General features: G+C 70.4%; 17 protein-coding genes and 3 tRNA genes. 4 read left to right on the top strand and 16 right to left on the bottom strand.

Features of this window, described 5'->3' with window-relative positions; translation table 11 throughout:
• Positions 1–1,364 precede the first annotated feature (1,364 nt).
• The 9 genes from P696_RS47585 to P696_RS0123575 all read right to left on the bottom strand — a co-directional run bounded on the left by P696_RS47585 (position 1,365) and on the right by P696_RS0123575 (position 7,990).
• Positions 1,365–2,795, bottom strand: coding sequence for an MFS transporter (locus P696_RS47585; protein ID WP_051468047.1), 1,431 nt, complete (start codon positions 2,793–2,795; stop codon positions 1,365–1,367).
• A gap of 95 nt (positions 2,796–2,890) precedes the next feature.
• Positions 2,891–3,517: a TetR/AcrR family transcriptional regulator gene (locus P696_RS47580; protein WP_084338006.1), complete on the bottom strand. Its 627-nt coding sequence runs from the start codon at positions 3,515–3,517 to the stop codon at positions 2,891–2,893.
• 106 nt (positions 3,518–3,623) lie between these two features.
• On the bottom strand, positions 3,624–4,694 hold the full coding sequence (locus P696_RS0123605) for a UDP-N-acetylmuramate dehydrogenase (protein WP_026414275.1): 1,071 nt from the start codon (positions 4,692–4,694) through the stop codon (positions 3,624–3,626).
• 91 nt (positions 4,695–4,785) lie between these two features.
• The gene (locus P696_RS0123600; protein ID WP_026414274.1) at positions 4,786–5,211 is read right to left on the bottom strand and encodes a MaoC family dehydratase; all 426 of its coding nucleotides are present in this window, start codon (positions 5,209–5,211) and stop codon (positions 4,786–4,788) included.
• A complete protein-coding gene (locus P696_RS0123595) occupies positions 5,211–5,648 on the bottom strand; it encodes a MaoC family dehydratase N-terminal domain-containing protein (protein ID WP_026414273.1) in 438 nt (145 codons plus the stop codon). The genes P696_RS0123600 and P696_RS0123595 overlap by 1 nt, the downstream gene beginning before the upstream one ends.
• 255 nt (positions 5,649–5,903) lie before the next feature.
• Complete coding sequence (rpmG, locus tag P696_RS0123590) at positions 5,904–6,068, bottom strand: 50S ribosomal protein L33 (protein WP_026404241.1); 165 nt, start codon at positions 6,066–6,068, stop codon at positions 5,904–5,906.
• 118 nt (positions 6,069–6,186) lie between these two features.
• Positions 6,187–6,260 (bottom strand) — tRNA-Met (locus tag P696_RS0123585).
• A 368-nt stretch (positions 6,261–6,628) separates the two neighbouring features.
• A tRNA-Thr gene (locus P696_RS0123580) sits at positions 6,629–6,701 on the bottom strand.
• A 161-nt stretch (positions 6,702–6,862) separates the two neighbouring features.
• Positions 6,863–7,990, bottom strand: a complete 1,128-nt coding sequence (locus P696_RS0123575; protein ID WP_026414272.1) for an acyl-CoA dehydrogenase family protein — start codon at positions 7,988–7,990, stop codon at positions 6,863–6,865.
• A 52-nt stretch (positions 7,991–8,042) separates the two neighbouring features.
• Between P696_RS0123575 and P696_RS0123570 the strand changes: the two genes are divergently transcribed.
• Positions 8,043–9,080: a hypothetical protein gene (locus P696_RS0123570; protein WP_026414271.1), complete on the top strand. Its 1,038-nt coding sequence runs from the start codon at positions 8,043–8,045 to the stop codon at positions 9,078–9,080.
• A 39-nt stretch (positions 9,081–9,119) separates the two neighbouring features.
• On the opposite strand, the gene P696_RS0123565 is transcribed toward P696_RS0123570, so the two are convergent.
• Entirely contained in the window at positions 9,120–9,860 is a 741-nt protein-coding gene (locus tag P696_RS0123565) for a protein phosphatase 2C domain-containing protein (protein WP_342669033.1), read from the bottom strand.
• A 164-nt stretch (positions 9,861–10,024) separates the two neighbouring features.
• On the opposite strand from P696_RS0123565, the gene lepB reads away from it, so the two are divergent.
• Complete coding sequence (gene lepB, locus P696_RS47575) at positions 10,025–10,888, top strand: signal peptidase I (protein ID WP_051468046.1); 864 nt, start codon at positions 10,025–10,027, stop codon at positions 10,886–10,888.
• A gap of 22 nt (positions 10,889–10,910) precedes the next feature.
• On the opposite strand, the gene P696_RS0123555 is transcribed toward lepB, so the two are convergent.
• The 5 genes from P696_RS0123555 to P696_RS0123535 form a co-directional block, all read right to left on the bottom strand.
• Positions 10,911–11,324: a PPOX class F420-dependent oxidoreductase gene (locus tag P696_RS0123555; RefSeq protein ID WP_026414269.1), complete on the bottom strand. Its 414-nt coding sequence runs from the start codon at positions 11,322–11,324 to the stop codon at positions 10,911–10,913.
• Positions 11,325–11,455: 131 nt separating this feature from the next.
• The gene (locus P696_RS0123550) at positions 11,456–12,880 is read right to left on the bottom strand and encodes an alpha/beta hydrolase (RefSeq protein ID WP_026414268.1); all 1,425 of its coding nucleotides are present in this window, start codon (positions 12,878–12,880) and stop codon (positions 11,456–11,458) included.
• Between the two features lie 220 nt (positions 12,881–13,100).
• The gene (locus P696_RS0123545; protein WP_026414267.1) at positions 13,101–13,814 is read right to left on the bottom strand and encodes a LytR/AlgR family response regulator transcription factor; all 714 of its coding nucleotides are present in this window, start codon (positions 13,812–13,814) and stop codon (positions 13,101–13,103) included.
• On the bottom strand, positions 13,811–14,860 hold the full coding sequence (locus tag P696_RS52865; protein ID WP_157429873.1) for a sensor histidine kinase: 1,050 nt from the start codon (positions 14,858–14,860) through the stop codon (positions 13,811–13,813). Before P696_RS52865 ends, P696_RS0123545 begins: the two co-directional genes overlap by 4 nt.
• Before the next feature lie 325 nt (positions 14,861–15,185).
• Positions 15,186–15,267: transfer RNA gene (locus P696_RS0123535), tRNA-Tyr, on the bottom strand.
• Positions 15,268–15,434: 167 nt separating this feature from the next.
• Between P696_RS0123535 and P696_RS0123530 the strand changes: the two genes are divergently transcribed.
• Entirely contained in the window at positions 15,435–15,923 is a 489-nt protein-coding gene (locus P696_RS0123530) for a YajQ family cyclic di-GMP-binding protein (RefSeq protein WP_026414266.1), read from the top strand.
• Between the two features lie 133 nt (positions 15,924–16,056).
• A complete protein-coding gene (gene nadE / locus P696_RS0123525; RefSeq protein ID WP_026414265.1) occupies positions 16,057–16,887 on the top strand; it encodes an ammonia-dependent NAD(+) synthetase in 831 nt (276 codons plus the stop codon).
• Between the two features lie 258 nt (positions 16,888–17,145).
• Here nadE and htpX read toward each other — a convergent pair whose 3' ends face one another.
• A complete protein-coding gene (gene htpX / locus P696_RS0123520) occupies positions 17,146–18,003 on the bottom strand; it encodes a zinc metalloprotease HtpX (RefSeq protein ID WP_026414264.1) in 858 nt (285 codons plus the stop codon).
• Positions 18,004–18,046 lie beyond the last annotated feature (43 nt).

Raw genomic sequence — 18,046 nt, 5'->3', positions numbered from 1 at the left:
GAACCACGTGGAGGGTGAACCACGTGGAGGGTGAACCACGCGGAGGGTGAACCACGCGGAGGGTGAACCACGCGGAGGGGACCGCGTGGGGACCGCGTGGGGGCCACGGGGGGACCGCGGGGGGCCACATGAAGGGTGGGACCGGACGTGAGTTGGACCGAACGTGGATGGGACCGAACGCGTGGTTGAGCCGAACACGTGGTTGAGCCGCGCGGAGGGCGAGGCCCGTGCGGGTCGGCCCTGCGGGCTTTGGGCCCGGCGGGGGCCAAACCCCGCAGGGGCTCGGGCCGCGTGGGTGTTGAGCCGCGCGGGGGGGGGCGGGCCCACCCAACGCTTGGGCCTCGCATGACCACCCCCGCCGAGAGGGGCCGCATTGGGCATTGGGCCGCGTGGAGAGGCCCATGCCTACGGGGTTAACCCCTGCGGACGTTGGGCCCCCTTGGGCCCAACGTCCGCAGGGGTTGGGCCGCGCGCGGGGTTGAGCCGCGCGGGGGCGGGCCCCACACGACGCTTGGGCCGCACGGCGTTGAGTCCCGTGGGGGTGGTTCACACAGGGGGCCATACGGGGCTTGGGCGCACGCGAGACGAGCCGAACGGGGTTTGGCCGCGCGCATCGGGTTGAGCCGCGCGGGGGCGGGTCCCATCACGGCGCTTGCCCACACGGCGCTTGCCACAAGGGACTTGGGCCACACGGGCGTGAGCCATGCGGGGGTGGTTCACACAAGGTTGGGCCATTCGGGGCTTGGACCGAACGCGAAACGCGCCAAACGGGGTTGAGCCGCATGGCGAGGTCAATCCCTGGGGGTTGACCTCGCGCATGGGGGTTAAGCCGCGCGCATGGGTTGGGCCGCGCATGGGTTGCGCCGCGCATGGGATTCAGCCGGGCACGGGGGCGAGGCCCACTGGAGGGCGGCCCAATGCCTTGGGCCTCGCGTGACCACCCCGCCGGGAGGGGGCTGCATCGGCATTGGGCCGCGTGGAGAGGCCCATGCCCGCGGGGATTACCCCTGCGGGCGTTGAGCGCCGTTGGGCCCAACCTCCACCGGGGTTGGGCCACGCACGAGGGATTGCGCCGCGCACGGGGGCGAGGCTCACCGGAGGGCGGGCCCGAGGCCTTGGGCCCCGCGTGACCACCCCCGCCAGGATGCGGCCGCATCGGCATTGGGCCGCATGGAGAGGCCCATGCCCGCGGGGATTACCCCTGCGGGCGTTGAGCGCCGTTGGGCCCAACCTCCACCGGGGTTGGGCCACGCGTGGGCTTGAGCTGCACGTGGGGTTAAGCCACCCGTGGGGTTGAGCCACGCCATGGGGTTGGGCCGTGCGCGGAGGGGAGGGCGCGCGGCCGGGTGGGGACTTGGGTGGGGTCAGGTTGTGGGGGTTGGGGTGGATTGGGGGGTGGACTGGGGCTTGGGGGTGGTGGGGGCGGGGGTGGGGGGTGTGGTGAAGCGGGGGACGGCGAGGGTGGTCAGGGCGGCGGCGGCGAGGACTGCTGAGGCGGTCCAGAGGGCGGCGGTGACGCCGGTGGCGAAGTTGTGGGGGGTGGTCATGTCGCCGGTGGCGGTGAACACGGCGCCCAGGACCGCCACCCCGAGGACGGTGCCTAGTTGGCGGCTGACGTTGCTGATGCCGGACGCCACTCCGGTCTGGGTGGCCGGAGCGAAGGCCAGGACGAGACGGGTGACCGGCGCGAAGAACAGGCCCATGCCGATGCCCGCCAGGACGAAGCCCGGGACGAGGGCGCCATAGCCGAAGGTGGGGGCGAGGCGGACGGCCAGCCAGGCCAGGCCCGCGGACTGGAAGAGCAGGGCCAGGACGAGCACCGTGCGAGTGCCCAGGCGGGATGCCAGCGGGGCGGTGAGGGGGGCCACCAGGAGCGGCATGGCCGTCCAGGGCAGGGTGCGGACGCCGGCCTCGAGCGGGGACATGTGGCCGATCAGCTGCAGGAACTGGACCAGCAGGAACGTCACGCCGAACATGCCGAAGCACATGGCGAGGCTGATCAGGTTCACGAGGGTGAAGCCGCGGGAGCGGAACAGGCTCAGCGGGAGCATCGGGTGCGGTGTGCGGGCCTCGTGGACGAGGAACGCGGCGAGGAAGGCGGCGCCCGCGATGACGGAGCCGAGGACCTGGGGGCTCGTCCAGCCGTGCTCGTTGCCGCGGACCAGGCCGAGGACGACGCCGAGCAGGCCGAGGGTGACCAGGACGGTGCCGAGCGGGTCGAGGCGCTGCGCGGAGCCGTGGCTCTCGGTCAGGAATCGCGGGGAGAGTGCGAGCACGAGCAGTCCGGCGGGGACGTTGATCCAGAAGATCCACTCCCAGGTGGCGTACTCGGTGACGGCGCCGCCGACGATCGGGCCCAGGGCGACGCCGAGGCCGCTCATCACGCTCCATGCCGCCAGGGCGACGGCCCGGCGGGCGGGCGGAACGGCGTGCGCGAGCAGGGTGAGGGTCAGCGGGGCGACGATCGCGCTGCCGATGCCCTGGACGGCCCGGGCCGCGATGAGGACGCCGATGCCGGGGGCGAGCGCCGCGGCGGCCGAGGCGAGCGTGAACAGGGCCATGCCGAGCATGAACAGGCGTCGCCGGCCGTGCCGGTCGGCGACGGCCGCCGCGGGCAGCAGCAGGACGGCGAAGGTGAGTGTGTAGGCGTTGACCGTCCACTGCAGCCCCTCGAGGCCGGTGCCGAGGTCTGCGCTGATGGCGGGCAGGGCGTTCGTGACGATGAGGTTGTCGAGGGTGACCATGAACAACGCGATGCCGGTCACCACGAAGGTGCGGAGTGCGTGAGGTCTCATGAGGCTTCCTTGATTAGTTATCAGTCACTAACTTGCTCGGGCAAAAGAAGGCGCGTCGGTGGACGCGCTCGGTCGAACGGCTTTTGCGGCTCCGCTTACCCCTCTTCAGCGGCCGCCGAGGAGGCCGGCACCGGTGGCGAGTGATCGGCGGCGCGACTTCCCACCGGGGCCTCGTAGGGGTGCTGCGACCACTCCACCAGGACGTGGGGCAGCCGCTCACCGCGGTCGAACGGGATGTTGAAGGCGGTCAGGACGTTCAGGAGCATGCCGACGGAGACGAACCGCAACACCTCTTCGGGCGTCTCGCCGGAGAGCTCGCCGATCGTTCGCCACAGCCGGGCCCACTTGGCGTTGCCGAGGTCGCGGAGTTCCGGGTCGTCGACGGCGGCGGCGTAGATGTGCAGCTGGAAGCGGAGCAGAGTCGGGTCGCCCGCCAGGATCTCGCGGTAGCGATGGCCCATGGCGGTGATCGCCTCGCCGCCGTACAGGCCGCCCGCCGCCTCGCGCATTGCCAGCTCTATCTCGTCGAAGCAGCGTTCGGCGGCGGCGAGGAAGAGCGCCCGCTTGGACGGGAACAGCCGGAACAGGTAGGGCTGCGAAACCCCCACCCGCTCGGCGATCGCCGCGGTGGAGGTGCCGTCGAAGCCGCTGCGGGCGAACTCGGCCATCGCGGCCCTGATCGTCTGCTCGCGGCGCTCGTCGGCGCTCATCCGTGGACTCATGGATCCGAAGTTATTGGTCGATCACTAACTTCGTCAAGCCGACCCCCGCCACAGTCCTCTTCCGTTTCGGTAAGCGACCGCGGGGCGAGGACTGTGATCTTGAGGGTCAGAGCGTCACGCCGACGAAGACCGGCTCGTTGACCAGCGCAACGCCGAAAGCGGCGTGGACGCCGTCTCGAACCTCGCGCGCGAGCGCGAGCAGGTCCTCGGTGTTGCCGCTGGCCGGATTGGTGAGGGCGAGTGTGTGCTTGGTAGAGATGCGCGCGCGCCCGCGAGCATGGCCCTTGGTGAAGCCGGCTCGGTCGATGAGCCATGCGGCGGATGTCTTGGTGCGGCCGCCATTCTCGGGGAAGCGCGGGAAGGTCACGTCCGGGCCAAGGCGCTCAGCGACGCGTCGTTCGAGACCGGCAAGGGACGCCGCGTCCAGGATCGGGTTGGTAAAGAACGATCCGGCACTGCGCGTGTCCGGGTCAGAGGGGTCGAGCACCATGCCCTTGCCCCGCCGCAGTTCGAGGACGGCGTCGCGCGCCTCCTTTAGCGGGACGCACGCACCCGGCTCAGCGCCCACGCGGCGGGCGAGCTCCGCATAGGCGATCGGCTGAGAGTCCTCGGACTCGCGAAGGGCGTAGGTGACCCCCAGGACGACATACCGGTCCGGCGTCCGCTTGAAGAGGCTGTTGCGGTAGGTGAAGCGACAGTCCTCACGGGAGAGCGTGATGATCGTCCCTGACCGGCGGTCGTAGGCGCGGACCTCGACGATGGTCTCCGACACGTCCTGCCCGTAGGCCCCGACGTTCTGGATCGGGGTCGCGCCCACGCGTCCGGGAATGCCCGACAGGCACTCCACTCCGGAGAGGCCGTCGGAGACGCAGCGCGCCACGAACGGCTCCCACTCCTCGCCCGCCTGCACGCGCATGAGGACGCGCCCCTGACCGTCCGTCAGCTGCTCCGCGCCACGGGTTCCGACGTGGACGACGGTTCCGGGGAATCCCTCATCCGACACCACGAGGTTGCTGCCACCGCCGAGCACCAGGACGGGTTCGCCGTCGGCGTCGGCCTCCTGGACGGCGTCCACGACTTCGGCCTCGGTGGTGGCCTCGACGAACCGCCGGGCCGGGCCGCCGAGACGGAGCGTCGTGTATCCGGCCAGGTTCACCTCTTCAGCGAACACCGCCACGTGGTGTCTCCCCTCCCCTACGCGCGCATGAGCCGGGGGCGACTGGCCGCCCCCGGCTCATGTGTACCGTACTCGCGGACCTCGACCGGACTCAGGCGAGCCGGACGACGGCCTTGGCGCGGGTCAGGACCTTCTGCCCCACCGACCTGGCCGTGAGGGCCACGACGACCGTGTTGTCGTCGCGCTTCTCCTCGATCTTCCCGGTGATCTCCAGGTCGGCCCCGCCCTCGTCGGGCACGACGACGGGCGCGGAGAAGCGCACGCCGTAGTCGACGACGGCACCGGGGTCACCCGCCCAGTCGGTCACGTAACGGCCGCCCTGGGCCATCGTGTACATGCCATGGGCGATGACGTCCGGCAGGCCGACCTGCTTGGCGAAGCTCTCCCGCCAGTGGATCGGGTTGAAGTCGCCGGACGCGCCCGCGTACATGACGAGGTTCGCCCGGTCGACGTGGTAGGTCTGGGCGGGCAGCTCGTCGCCGACGTTGACCTCGTCGAACTTCACCTTGGCGGTCATCAGGCCCCCCGCTCCACGATCGTGTTGTACGACTTGCAGACGAGTTCGCCCTCGGCCGTCCGGACCTCGGTGACGATGTCGACCTTCTCGTTGTTGCCGATCGCCTTGATCTCGGTGATCGTCGAGGTGCAGGTGACGACGTCCCCCGCGCGCACGGGGCGGACGTACTCGAAGCGCTGCTCGCCGTGGACGACCATGGCGAAGTTGATGCCCAGCTCGGGATCGCCGAGCGCGCCCCCTCCGAGGGAGACCACGATCGGGAAGGTGGGCGGCGCGATGACATCGGGGTGGCCGGCGGCGCGGGCGGCCTCGGGGTCGCGGTAGACGGGGTTGGCGTCGCCGATGGCGTCCGCGAACTCCCGGATCTTCACCCGGCTGACCTCGTAGGGCTCGCTGGGCGGGAACGTCCGCCCGATGAATTCACGGTTGATCGCCATGCACTCCGTCCCTCTCGCTCACGTGCGGACTCCCCTGCGGAGTCCGCGGGCTCGCGCGTGGAGTTCCCGTCCGGGCTCGTGCGCGCGGAGGCCGGCGGACGCCCGCGCCGAAGCGCCGTTACCGGTCTCGCTACGGGACGGTAACAGAACGACGTTCAGCCCGCCCTCGCGGGTATGGCGAGGACGGGCTGAGGCGCGTCTGCGTCTGGGGCAAGCGCGAAGCTGCCCGCGCGGACCGCTGTGCTCGAACGGCTACTAGCGGGTCTCGCGGTGCGGCCGGTGGGTCCGGCAGTTGGGGCAGTACTTCTTGATCTCCAGGCGGTCCGGGTCGTTCCGCCGGTTCTTCCGCGTGATGTAGTTGCGGTGCTTGCACTCCTGGCAGGCCAGCGTGATCTTTGGCCGGACGTCGGTGGCAGCCACGTTGGAGTGCCTTTCTGGGCTAGGGACATGGACGTTCTCGGTCGGCCGTCCAGGAGTGGAAGGCCGGCTGTTTCAACCCAGCCCTCTCGCCCCCGTGGGGGCCGAGAGGTTCGGGTAGTAGCGAGGGCCGGACTTGAACCGGCGACACAGCGATTATGAGCCGCTTGCTCTGCCTGACTGAGCTACCCCGCCGTGATGGTCGGTGACGACCGGATTGCAAGGATACCGGAAGTTCACCACACCAGGGAAACGCGAGCTCCCGGGGCTTGCAGGGGGACTCGGTTCCTCGTGGTCCGCAGCGGACCGGACCCCAGGTTACCCGCTGATGCGGTGACCTGCGAATCATCCCGCTGGGACCGGATGGACGGTACCACAACGCCCGCGCACGAGCGAATCCCGCGCCCACCTGACCAGCGCCTTCCGCACACAATCCGCACCACCGCCACCGTGGATCACATACGTGAGCCCAGTAGTCACCAGATCCCCACGCGCACGAGGCGCGCATGAAGCACACACAAAAAGAGCCGCCCTCCGTGATCGGAGTGCGGCTCTTCCTTCTGAGCCCCTTTACGGAATCGAACCGTAGACCTTCTCCTTACCATGGAGACGCTCTGCCGACTGAGCTAAAGGGGCTTGTCATCCGCGTTCTTCCGTTCGCGGCGACAGGAAGAACAGTACACGGTCCGGCGGCGTAGTGCGAAATCAATCCGCCGGGGCCGCAGACCCGCTCGGCAGGGGGTGTCACCAGGTGATCAGCGAGGCGAGCGGGCCCGTGGCGCAGGGCTCCCAGACGCTCAGCGAAGGAGGTGCCGGGCGATGACGAGCTGCTGGATCTGGCTCGTCCCCTCGTAGATCCGGAACAGCCGGGCGTCCCGGTAGAACCGCTCCACGGGGACCCCGTGCATGTAGCCCATGCCACCGAACACCTGGACGGCCCTGTCGGCGACGCGTCCGACCATCTCCGAGCAGAAGTACTTGGTGCAGGACGGTCCGAGCTTGGTGTCCTCCCCGGCATCGAACGCGCGGGCGGCTTCCAGGACCATGGCCCGTCCCGCGTACAGCTCCGCTTGGGAATCGGCGATGAGGCCCTGGATCAGCTGGTACTCGCCGATGACGTGGCCACCTTGGGTGCGCCCGCGCGCGTACGCGACGGTCTCGTCCACGATCCGCTGGGCCAGGCCGACACAGACGGCGGAGATGCTGACGCGCCCCTGCGCGAGGGAGGCCATCGCCGTGCGGAAGCCCGTTCCTTCCTGGCCGACCATCGCGGACGCAGGGACCCGGACGCCTTCGAAGAAGACCTCGGCTGTGTGCGCTCCGCGCTGGCCCATCTTGGCGTCGGGCGTCCCGATCTTCAGCCCAGGGGCGTCTCCAGGGACAAGGAAGGTGGAGATCCCGCGCGAGCCCGGTCCTCCTGTGCGCGCGAAGACCATGAACACGTCGGCCTCAGTGGCGTTGGTGATGAACCGCTTGGCGCCGTCGATGACGTAGTGGTCCTCGTCACGCCGGGCGGTCGTGGTGAGGGTGCTGGGGTCGGAGCCGGCCTCCGCCTCGGTCAGCGCGAACGCGCCCACGACCTCACCCGACGCCAGGCGCGGGAGCCAGGACGCCCGCTGCTCCGGCGAGCCGGACTTCACGAGGACCTGCCCGGCGATGCCGTTGCTGGTGCCGAACATGGAGCGGAAGGCGGGGCTGGCGTAGCCGAGTTCGAAGACCAGCCTGACCTCCTCGCTCAGCGACAGGCCGAGGCCGCCGTACTCCTCGGGGAGCGCGTATCCGAACAGGCCCATCTCGCGCGCGCCCTGACGGATCGGCTCCGGAATGGAATCGGACTCTTCGATCTCGTCCTCGCGGGGAATGACTTGCTCGCGCACGAAGGCGCGCACGGCCGAAACGACGTCGGCGAAGTCCTGAGCGTCCATGGAGCCGATTCTAGAATTCGACTCTAGAATCCGGTGTGCCAGGGTGATCCACATGGGTTCCGAGGATTTCCACCGGGCCTGCGATGCCCTCGTCCAGGCCGCGATCGACGACAACCCCGCGTTCGGTGAGTTGTTGCCGCAGGTCATGAACATGAGCCAGCAGGTCTCCCCCGCCGATCTGTCCGCGGCCCTGCCGCGCGTCGCGGACGGCCTGGGCAAGGCGCAGCCCTCCATCGGCGGGTGGCTTGCCGTCCTGTCCGGTTCCTGGGTGGAGAACGGCGCGGCTCCGGAAAGCATCGGCCTGACACTGGTCGAGCGCGCGACCGAGGTGTTCGTCGAAGCGGTCGCTTTCGCGCGCGCGTGGAGCGAGGCGACGCACAGCACGCCGCCCGACATGGAGGATGACGGCCCGTCCCAGGAGATCGTGGACGTTCTCGTCCCGAAGCTCGGGGAAGCCTCCGTCAGCGCGATGCTGGCCTGGTTCTCGGTCCCCCAGTTCGCCCTGGCGATGACCACGGTCCTGCAGAACTCCGCGATGGTGCGTGGAGCCATCCAGGAACGCGAGGGCCGCGCCCGCCTTGCCGGCGAGCTTGTCGAGTACCACTCGCACATGGGCTACGTGCAGGGCGTCCTGCAAGTGCTCGAGGGCGAGCGGCTCCTGGTGTTGGATCGTGCCAGCAAGCAGGGCTGGACGGTTCAGATCGCGGGCATCGGCGACAACTTCCAGTTGCACGTCCTTCTGGGCGGCGCGCTTCTGGGTCGTCCGGGATGCATGCCCGGCGAGCCGCTTCCGCCTGAGTGGGTCGCGTGGTTCACCGACCAGGATCCCGAGGGCCGTCCCATCGTCACCAGTCCGTGGAACCTTGTGGACGGCCACGGCGCATGGATCTACAACGAGGGCGTCCCCGCGGACATCCCCGCCATCAACGGCACTCGCGTGGTGGTCCTGGACCCGCCCTCGTACACGCGGCAGTTCCCGGCCGGACGACGCTTCCCGATGATGAACGCGACTCTCACGGTCGAGGGCGTCCATCACCCTGAGGACCTCGCCGCCTGGTGGCCGCACATCGCTCCGGACCAGGGACGCTAGGACCGGCTCGCGCGCGTCGCGCACGCGGGCCGGAGGTCGTTAGAGGCGGACCATGACGGCAGTCGCGTCGTCGTAGCGCTTCCCGCGACGCGCGCCGTCCGGCTCTGCGGACTCGGCGGCGCGCGTCCGCTCGATCACCCCGCGCGGCCCCTCGCGGTCGGTGAGGTCGAGGAGGCCGGGCCAGTCGAGCGTCCCGAAGCGTTCCACGAGCCGCGAGGCGCCGTCGGTGAACATCGCCGCCCGCCGGACCGAAGCCGCCTCGACACGGCAGCTGAGAGCCTCGTAGGCGGCCTCGGGACGGGTGCTCGCGACCCAGAACCCGTCGGACGCGTTCCGCGCCGCACGGACGGCCTCAAGCGTGTAACTGGTCAGGTGGTCAACGCGGTCATCACGGACGGCACGCACCTCATCATCCACATCGAGCAGAACCGGCGAATCGGCAAGAACCAGCCACTCCAGCGCGTCGGACCGGTGTCGCAGCATCGCGACCGTCGCGGACGGACTGTCCGGGTTGGTCAGGTCGCACCGGTCGGCATGGAGTTCGCACACCGTCTTGATGGCCTCGGCGAGCAGGTCGTCCAGCGGACGGTCTTCCTCTGCCGCGAGCCTCAGCGCAAGCGCTCCGCCTAGACGTCGCGCGAGCCAGGCGGGGTTGTGCACACATCCGCTATCCACACCCGGGGGCGCGGTGGCCCCATCTAGGACGACGGCCCAGTCCGGGCCCGCAACCACGAAATCCTCATTCGGACGTCCGGGCGTCGGTTCGCTCGCGAAGCTCACATGCACGAGCCTGGTCTACACGTCCGTTCGTCCTGGGAACAACAACGGCGTCCTGGGAACAACGGTGACCGGTGGCACGTCCACGACTTGGGGCCGATCCACAGGCGCGCTGAGGCATCGGACACCATAAGCTGGCAAGCCTGTCCCCGGGGAGGTTCTCGAACGTGCGACCTGACGCTGAACACCAGCACTCAGAACCCTCTCAGGAGGGCTCCGACCAGGAGAAGACCGAGGACGAGGGTAAGAAGAAGGGGTCGTTCTGGAAAGAACTGCCCATCCTCATCGCCGTCGCCGTGATCCTCGCCCTGGTCATCAAGACGTTCGCGGTGCAGGCCTTCTACATCCCGTCCGGCTCGATGGAGAACACGCTCCTGGTCGGCGACCGCGTCCTGGTGAACAAGATCGTGTTCCACACCCGGGACATCACGCGGGGCGACGTCATCGTCTTCAAGGGCCCGCCCTCGTGGCAGCCCGAGGTGCAGGTGTCCAAGCCGAGCAACCCGTTCTCGAAGGCGGTGCGCTGGATCGGGACGGCCTTCGGCGTCGCGCCCACCGAGAAGGACTACATCAAGCGCGTCATCGGCATCCCCGGCGACCACGTGAAGTGCTGTGACGCGCAGGGGCGCATCACGGTGAACGGCGTCGCGCTCGACGAGAAGGCCTACATCTACGTCGACCCGATCGACCACCAGCAGGACAAGCCGTCCGAGAGCCCGTTCGACATCACGCTCCAGGACGGCCAGCTCTGGGTCATGGGCGACCACCGCTCCAACTCGCTCGACTCGCGCGCGCACCAGGACGGCCCCGAGAACGGCGCGATCCCGACCAAGGACGTCATCGGACGCGCGTTCGTCAAGGTCTGGCCGCTCAACCGGATGGGCACGATCCCGATCCCGGAGACGTTCAAGCAGCCCGCCCTGAAGAAGAGCAAGGCCTTCGCCCCGCTGCCGGCCCCCGACCCGGGTCCCGTCCCGGCCTTCGCCGCGGTGATCCTGCCCCTGGCCCTGCGCGTCCGGTTCCGTCGCTAACGGACCTGTTCGGGACGGCCGCTCATGCCTGCGCGGCCGTCCCGACCACTTTCCGGGGCGAGATCCGCATCACGACACGGACCATCTCGGGCGGCAGCTCCAGGTACTCCTCGCCCGCGCCCGTCCCCTCGTACTTCTCCGCCAGCGCCACGGCGAGCGCGCGCCCCTCGTCCTCGGCGACGACGCACTCGCCGCGCACCTCCAGGTACCAGAGCGGGTCGTTCCGGTCGTACACGCTCAACGAGACCCGCGGATCCCGCAGCACGTTCAGGACCTTCCGCCGCCCCTCCTGGCTGGAGATGAGCAGATCGTCCCCGTCCCGCCCGACCCACACCACGGACGTCTGAGGGCTGCCATCGGGATTCACCGTCGCCAGCACCGCGGGGTTGTCCTCGTCCACCAGCCGCCGCACCGCGTCGTTCAACACATTCGCCACCCGCCGAACCTACTGGCACCCCGGCCCCTGTGGACGAATCCGTCCGGCCGATGTTCCGGTCGGCCCTGAAACACGGAACGGCCCTGACCGTTGCGCCTGGTCAGGGCCGTCCGCCTTGCGGTGGCCCCCGCTCAGCCCAGCAGGAAGCCGGTCACGGCGTCGCGTCCGGCGTGGCCGGGTTCGCGGTTCTGGATGGAGTGCGCTGCGCCCTTGACGACCACCAGGTCGGTGCCGGGCGGGCTGACGGCGAGCTCCTGCCGGGCCCACTCCAGTGGGGTGCTGAGATCGCGGTCGCCGCCGAGGATCAGCGTGGGCAGGCCGGGCAGCCTGCCGGACGGGTTGGAGTTCGGGGGCTCGGCCGGCCAGCGCAGGCAGGTCTGGACGCTGCTCTGGGCGAGCGCGACCGCCGAGGTGTACGGCCAGGTGGCGGACGAGGGCAGGGTCCGCGCGGTGAGGTCGACGAACGGCTGGCGAAGCTCCTTCGGAGTGGCCGAGGTGCCCCACGGGAAGCGCAGGTCGTCGCAGATGGTGGCGGCGTGCAGACCGGCGCTCAGCCGGCTCGCGGGCGTTCCGTCGGCCGGGCTCATCATGGCCTCGATGGCGTCGAGCCTCCGGGTGTCGCCGGCGACGGCCTGGTGCATCGCGCCGATGATGTCGCCCGGCAGGCCACTGCCTGGGAAGGGGTCGGGATTGCGGTAGGTCGGGTCGATGAACTCGTAGCCCGCGACCGCGCCGAACAGGCTCGACCCGCCGTTCGCGGTGCGCCGCCGGACGAGCGCGGCGAGGTCCTGCGCCGGGTCGAACCCGCAGGCGGGCGCGGCCTTGCAGGCGTCCCGGAGGACTCGGGGCTGGGCGGTCAGCCCGACCAGGTTCAGGTCCCCGGCGACCGTCCAGCGGTGCGGGACGACCGAGTCCATGATCAGCTTGGCCACGTGCCCGGGATGGGCGATGGCGTACCGGGCGGCGACGAAGCTGCCGTACGACACGCCGTCCACGGTCATCGTGTCCACGCCGAGCGCGCGCCGGACGTCCTCGATGTCGCCGACGCTCTGGTCGGTGCCGTAGAACGGGGCCCGGTCGCCGAGGAGCCGGACGCATTCGTCGACCGCGTCCGGGGTGGCCGGGGCGCTGTCCGAGCCGCCGATCTGGGCCTGCATCGCCGGGCAGTCGACGGCGCCGAGCGGTCCGGTGCCGCGCTGGTCGATCATGACGAGGCGATACTGCTCGAACACCTCGGGCAGACGTCCGGTGATGCGCTGGAGCAGGGCGACACCCTCCTGGCCTGGGCCGCCAGCGAGGAACAGCAGCGTGCCCTTGGGGTGGGCCGGGCCGTCCGCGGCGCCGACCTGGAGGTCGAGCGTGCCGGGCGTCCGGCCGGAATGGTCGAGCGGGACGGTCAGCTTCCAGCAGGTGAAGCCCGGCTGGACGGCGCCGTCGTCGTCCAGGCAAGGGCGCGGGTCACCGAGCCCCTGAGCCGTGGCGTGCGCGGTGGACGCCGGTGCCACGACGGCGAAGCCGCAGGCGAGAGCGGCGAGGGTACGACGGATCTTCTTCATCGCGAACTCCCCACGTGGGGTGGATGGACCGGCACTCGCGCCCCTGAGCGGATGCCGGCCCCGGCCCTGCCGGGGTGACGGGCTGCGGCCACCCTAGGAGCGGCCCCAAGGCGGTGAACGGGGCCGTGCGGCGAACGGGAGCGGGCGGCCGGTGAACGGGAGCGGCGGTCAGGTCGGCAGGCCGAGCGCAGCTGTCAGGTCGGCAGGCCGAGCACAGCCGTCAGGTCGGCAGGCCGAGCGTGGCCCGCACCTGGTCCCGGTAGGCGCGGCCGGAGATGAGGACGTCGCCGGAGCGGAGGATCAGCCGCATCTCCCCATGGCCGAGGATCTCGAGCTCGCGGATCCGGTCGACCCGGACGATGACCGAGCGGTGGATCCGCAGGAACTCCGCGGAACCGAGCCGCTCCTGAAGCTTGGCCAGGGTGCCGCGGACCAGGTGCGAGCGGGTGCCGGTGTGGATGCGCAGGTAGCCGTCCTCGGCCCGGACGTAGTCGATCGCGTCCAGGTCCAGCAGCCGGATCCGGCCGCCGATCTCGACGGGCAGCCGGTTCAGCGCGGGGACGGCGGCCCGCCGGGCCAGATGGTCGCGGACCCGGGTGAGCGCCAGGTCGAGCCGGTCCTGGTCGTAGGGCTTGAGCAGGTAGTCGACCGCGTCGATCTCGAAGGCGCGGACGGCGTGCCGGCTGAAGGCCGTCACGAACACGACGGCCGGGTCGTGCCGTCCCCAGATCGCCTCGAGGATGTCGAACCCGTCGCCCTCGGGCAGCTGGATGTCGAGGAAGACCAGGTCGGGCCGGTGCCGGTCGAGGGCGGCGAGCGCCGTCGCGGCCGACCCGCAACCGTCGAGCAGCTGGACGTCCTCGTGCGGGGTCAACATGCGCTGCAGCCGCCGCCGGGCCGGTGGCTCGTCGTCCACGATCAGGGTCTTGATCACGCCCGTGCCGTCCGCAGCGGGAGCCGGACGGTCGCCGCGACGCCTCCGTCGGGGCGCGGTTCGACGCTGAACCGGTGCTCCGTGCCGTACATCTGGGCGAGCCGGGCACGGGCGTTGGCCAGTCCGATCCCGGAGCGCGGACGGTCGGGCGGCAACCCGACGCCGTCGTCGGCGACGATCAGCTGCAGCCAGGAGCCGTCCGGCCGGGCCGAGATCGTCACCGTGCCCGGCGCGTCGCGGGGTGAGATCCCGTGCCGTACCGCGTTCTCCACCAGGGGCTGAAGCAGCAGCGGCGGGACCAGCGCGTCCAGCGTCCCGGGATGGAGCCGCCATTCCACCTCGAGCCGGTCCTCGAACCGGGCCTGCTCGATGTCCACGTAGGCGGACAGGACCTCCAGCTCCTCGCGCAACGTCACCTCCAGCGAGCCGTCGTGCTCCAGTGACTGCCGCAGCAGGGTGCTCAGCCGCACGACCATCTGCTCCGCGCGCGGCGGGTCGTCATGGACGAACGAGGCGATGGTGTTCATCGCGTTGAACAGGAAGTGCGGCCGCACCTGCGCCCGCAGGGCCTGCAGTCTGGCCCCGGCCAGCTGCTCGCGGGCCTGCGCCAGCTGTTCACGCCGCCGCCGGTACTGGGTGAAGTAGTAGACGCCGTGGGCCACGCCGACCCACTCGAAGTACATCGCCAGGTAGGCCCCGAGGTTGCGGAGGTACTCCGCGCCGAACCCCCGCGCGGGCGGCAGCCAGTGCAGCACCGGATCGAACAGGAACATCCGTCCGCTGAGCCAGCAGAGCGCGACCAGGTATCCGGCCAGGTGAACCAGCACCGCCCGCACCACATGGGGACGTCCGATCGGAGACCAGGCGGTGAGCAGGTACACGCCGATGTTCACCGGTATCCACGTCAGCGACGACGCCATCGTCTGCGCGAGCCCCAGCCCGGCACTGTGCGCCCCGTCCGCGTAGTCCTTCCACCACCCCAGCGCGTCCACGAGCGCGAGCAGCGACACGACCGCGGTCCAGACGCCAAACACCCGCCGATCCACGCCTGTACCGTAACGATCCCCCACACCCCGCCGCCAAGCCCACTACCGGCCACGGCCCCCAACGCCGACGGGCGAACCGGGCACTCGCCGAAGGTGCTCCCCCTCGGCCCGCCGGGCCGAATACGGGCCGAACCATCTCCGACGCCGCGGCCCCCCGCTCACGCAGATGATCTTCCAACGTCCTGGGCCCGACCTGCGGAACGTGCCCCGCTGGATTCCGCCCATATTCCGCAACCACCGGCGGCGTCCCGCCGCCTGGCCAAGATCCTGGACATGCGAACGGCCCCTGACCGTTCTTGCTGGTCAGGGGCCGTTCCACGTGGTGTGGCGGGTGCAGGGTTCGAACCTGCGTAGGCTAAGCCGACGGATTTACAGTCCGCTCCCATTGGCCACTCGGGCAACCCGCCGTGGTCGCCGCTGTCGCGGCGGCACTGGAAAGAATAGCGGACCTTGGGAGTGGGTGTGACATCCCTCCGGGTCGCTACGCTGGCGGGGCGCGCCGGGGTGGGCCCAGGGTCGCCCGCCTGGTGCTCGGGGCGGACGAATTCGCAGCCTAGAAGGGGTGAGGTGTCCGGTGGCGGACTCTTCCTTTGACATCGTCAGCAAGCTGGACCGGCAGGAGGTCGACAACGCGCTGAACCAGGCGGCCAAGGAGGTCGCCAACCGGTTCGACTTCCGGAACGTGGACGCCGGGATCAAGTGGTCCGGGGAGACGATCGAGATCCAGGCCAACACCGAGGAGCGCGCCAACGCGGTCCTGGACGTCCTGCGGGACAAGCTGGTGAAGCGCGGGATCTCGCTGAAGTCGATCGACCCGTCGGAGCCGAAGGCGTCCGGCAAGGTGCACAAGCTGAGCGTCGCGCTCAAGGAGGGCATCTCGCAGGAGAACGCCAAGAAGATCGGCAAGATCATCCGCGAGGAGGGGCCGAAGGGGGTCAAGGCCCAGATCCAGGGTGAGGAGCTGCGCGTCAGCTCCAAGAAGAAGGACGACCTGCAGGCCGTCATGGCGCTGCTGAAGGGGCAGGACCTCGACGTCGCCCTCCAGTTCGTGAACTACCGCTAGGGCGGGTGACAAAAGGGCACAACTCAGGCTGCGGCCCGTGTTGTGCCCTTTGTCTGTCCGGGCCCCCTGGTGATGTCGGTGACGGGAGTGCCCCGCCTCTAGGATCCGGTACATCGGAACAAGGGGAGCAGACATGGACGAACCGGCGGCCCTCGCCCTGCAGCAGGAGATCGCCCGCGAGCTCGAGGTCGCCGGGACCTTCGACGCCGGGCACGAGATCGAGCGCCGGGTGGGCTTCCTCACCGAGCGGCTGACGTCGACGGGCCTGTCCTCCCTGGTGCTCGGCATCAGCGGCGGCGTCGACTCCACGACCGCCGGACGGCTGTGCCAGCTCGCCGTCGAGCGGGCGCGGGACGCCGGGCACGAGGCGCGGTTCTACGCGATGCGGCTGCCCTACGGCGTCCAGGCGGACGAGGGGGACGCGCAGCTGGCGCTCTCCTTCATCCGCGCCGACCACGTGCTGACCGTGGACGTGAAGCCCGCGAGCGACGCCGCGCTCGATGCCGCGCAGACCGCCGGTGTGACCTTCCGCGACGTCCACCATGAGGACTTCGTGCACGGCAACATCAAGGCCCGGCAGCGCATGATCGCCCAGTACGCGGTGGCCGGCGCGCACAACGGGCTGGTCGTCGGCACCGACCACGCGGCCGAGGCGGTCTCGGGGTTCTTCACCAAGTTCGGTGACGGCGCGGCCGACCTCGTCCCGCTGACCGGGCTGACCAAGCGGCGGGTGCGCGCCGTGGCGGACGCGCTGGGCGCGCCGTCCGAGCTGGTGTGGAAGACGCCGACGGCGGACCTGGAGACGCTGGATCCGGGCAAGGCCGACGAGGACGCGCTCGGGGTCACCTACGACGACATCGACGACTTCCTCGAAGGCAAGCCCGTGGACGAGCGGGTCTTCGAGACGATCGTCCGGCGCTACCGGCTCACCGACCACAAACGGCGGCTGCCCCTCGCGCCGTAGTCGGCGAGGCGGGGAGCGCCTGAAAACGGCGGTCACGCGGCCGGGGCGCCGGGGGGATGGCGTCCCGACCGCGTGAGCCGAGGCAGAGCGCGCCCCGCGTCCCTTCCCCCGCTGAAGGGCGCGGACGGCGCGCTCCTGTGTTCTTTGACGAGGGCCGCGGCCGAGAGGTTCGGTCTTTTTTCGAGAGATCTCAGATGCGGCGATTTCGGCCTCACAGGGCCTGAGCCGGGTCCTTCACGCGCTCCAGGGGCGGAACGATCAGCGCTCGATGCCCGCCATGCGCTCGAGGCGGGCGACGCGCTCGGCGGTCGGGGGGTGGGTGGAGAACAGCTTGCCGATGCCGCCGCCGCGGAACGGGTTGGCGATCATGAGCGAGCTGGTCGTGGCGAGCTCGGCGTCCTGCGGGAGGGGCAGGGCCTGGGCGCCGGCCTCGATCTTGCGCAGCGCCGAGGCGAGGGCGAGCGGGTCGCCGGTGAGTTGCGCGCCCGACGCGTCCGCCTGGTACTCGCGGGTGCGGCTGATCGCCATCTGCACGACGGCGGCGCCGATCGGGCCGAGGATCATCATGAGCAGCGCGCCGACGATGCCCGGGCCGTCGTCGTCGTCCGAGCGGCCGATGGGCAGGAAGATCGCGAGGTGCGCCAGGTAGGTGATGACCGTCGCGATCGCGGCGGCCACCGACGAGATGAGGATGTCGCGGTTGTAGACGTGGGACAGCTCGTGGCCGAGGACGGCCCGCAGCTCCCGCTCGTCCAGGACGCGCAGGATGCCGCGCGTCACGCAGACCGCGGCGTTGCGCGGGTTGCGGCCGGTCGCGAACGCGTTGGGCTGCATGGTCTCCGAGACGTACAGCCGGGGCATCGGCTGGCGCGCGGACGTCGACAGCTCCCGGACGGTCCGGTACAGCACCGGCGCCTCGACCTCGCTGATCGGGTGGGCGCGCATGGAGCGCAACGCGATCCGGTCGCTGAAGAAGAAGGCGATCCCGTTGGTGCCGAGCGCGATCACCAAGGCGATGGCCAGGCCGGCGCTGCCGCCGAGGGCCCAGCCCGCCGCCAGCATCAACGCCGACAGCGCAGCGATGAGGGCCGCCGTCTTGATGCCGTTGAACTGCACGTGTTCCCTGCCTCCCGTTGACGGTTCGTACATTAGCGACAAC

The sequence above is a fragment of the Actinomadura oligospora ATCC 43269 genome (genome assembly GCF_000518265.1).
Taxonomy (GTDB): Bacteria; Actinomycetota; Actinomycetes; order Streptosporangiales; family Streptosporangiaceae; genus Spirillospora; species Spirillospora oligospora.
This window is presented reverse-complemented; position numbering and strand designations above follow the sequence as displayed.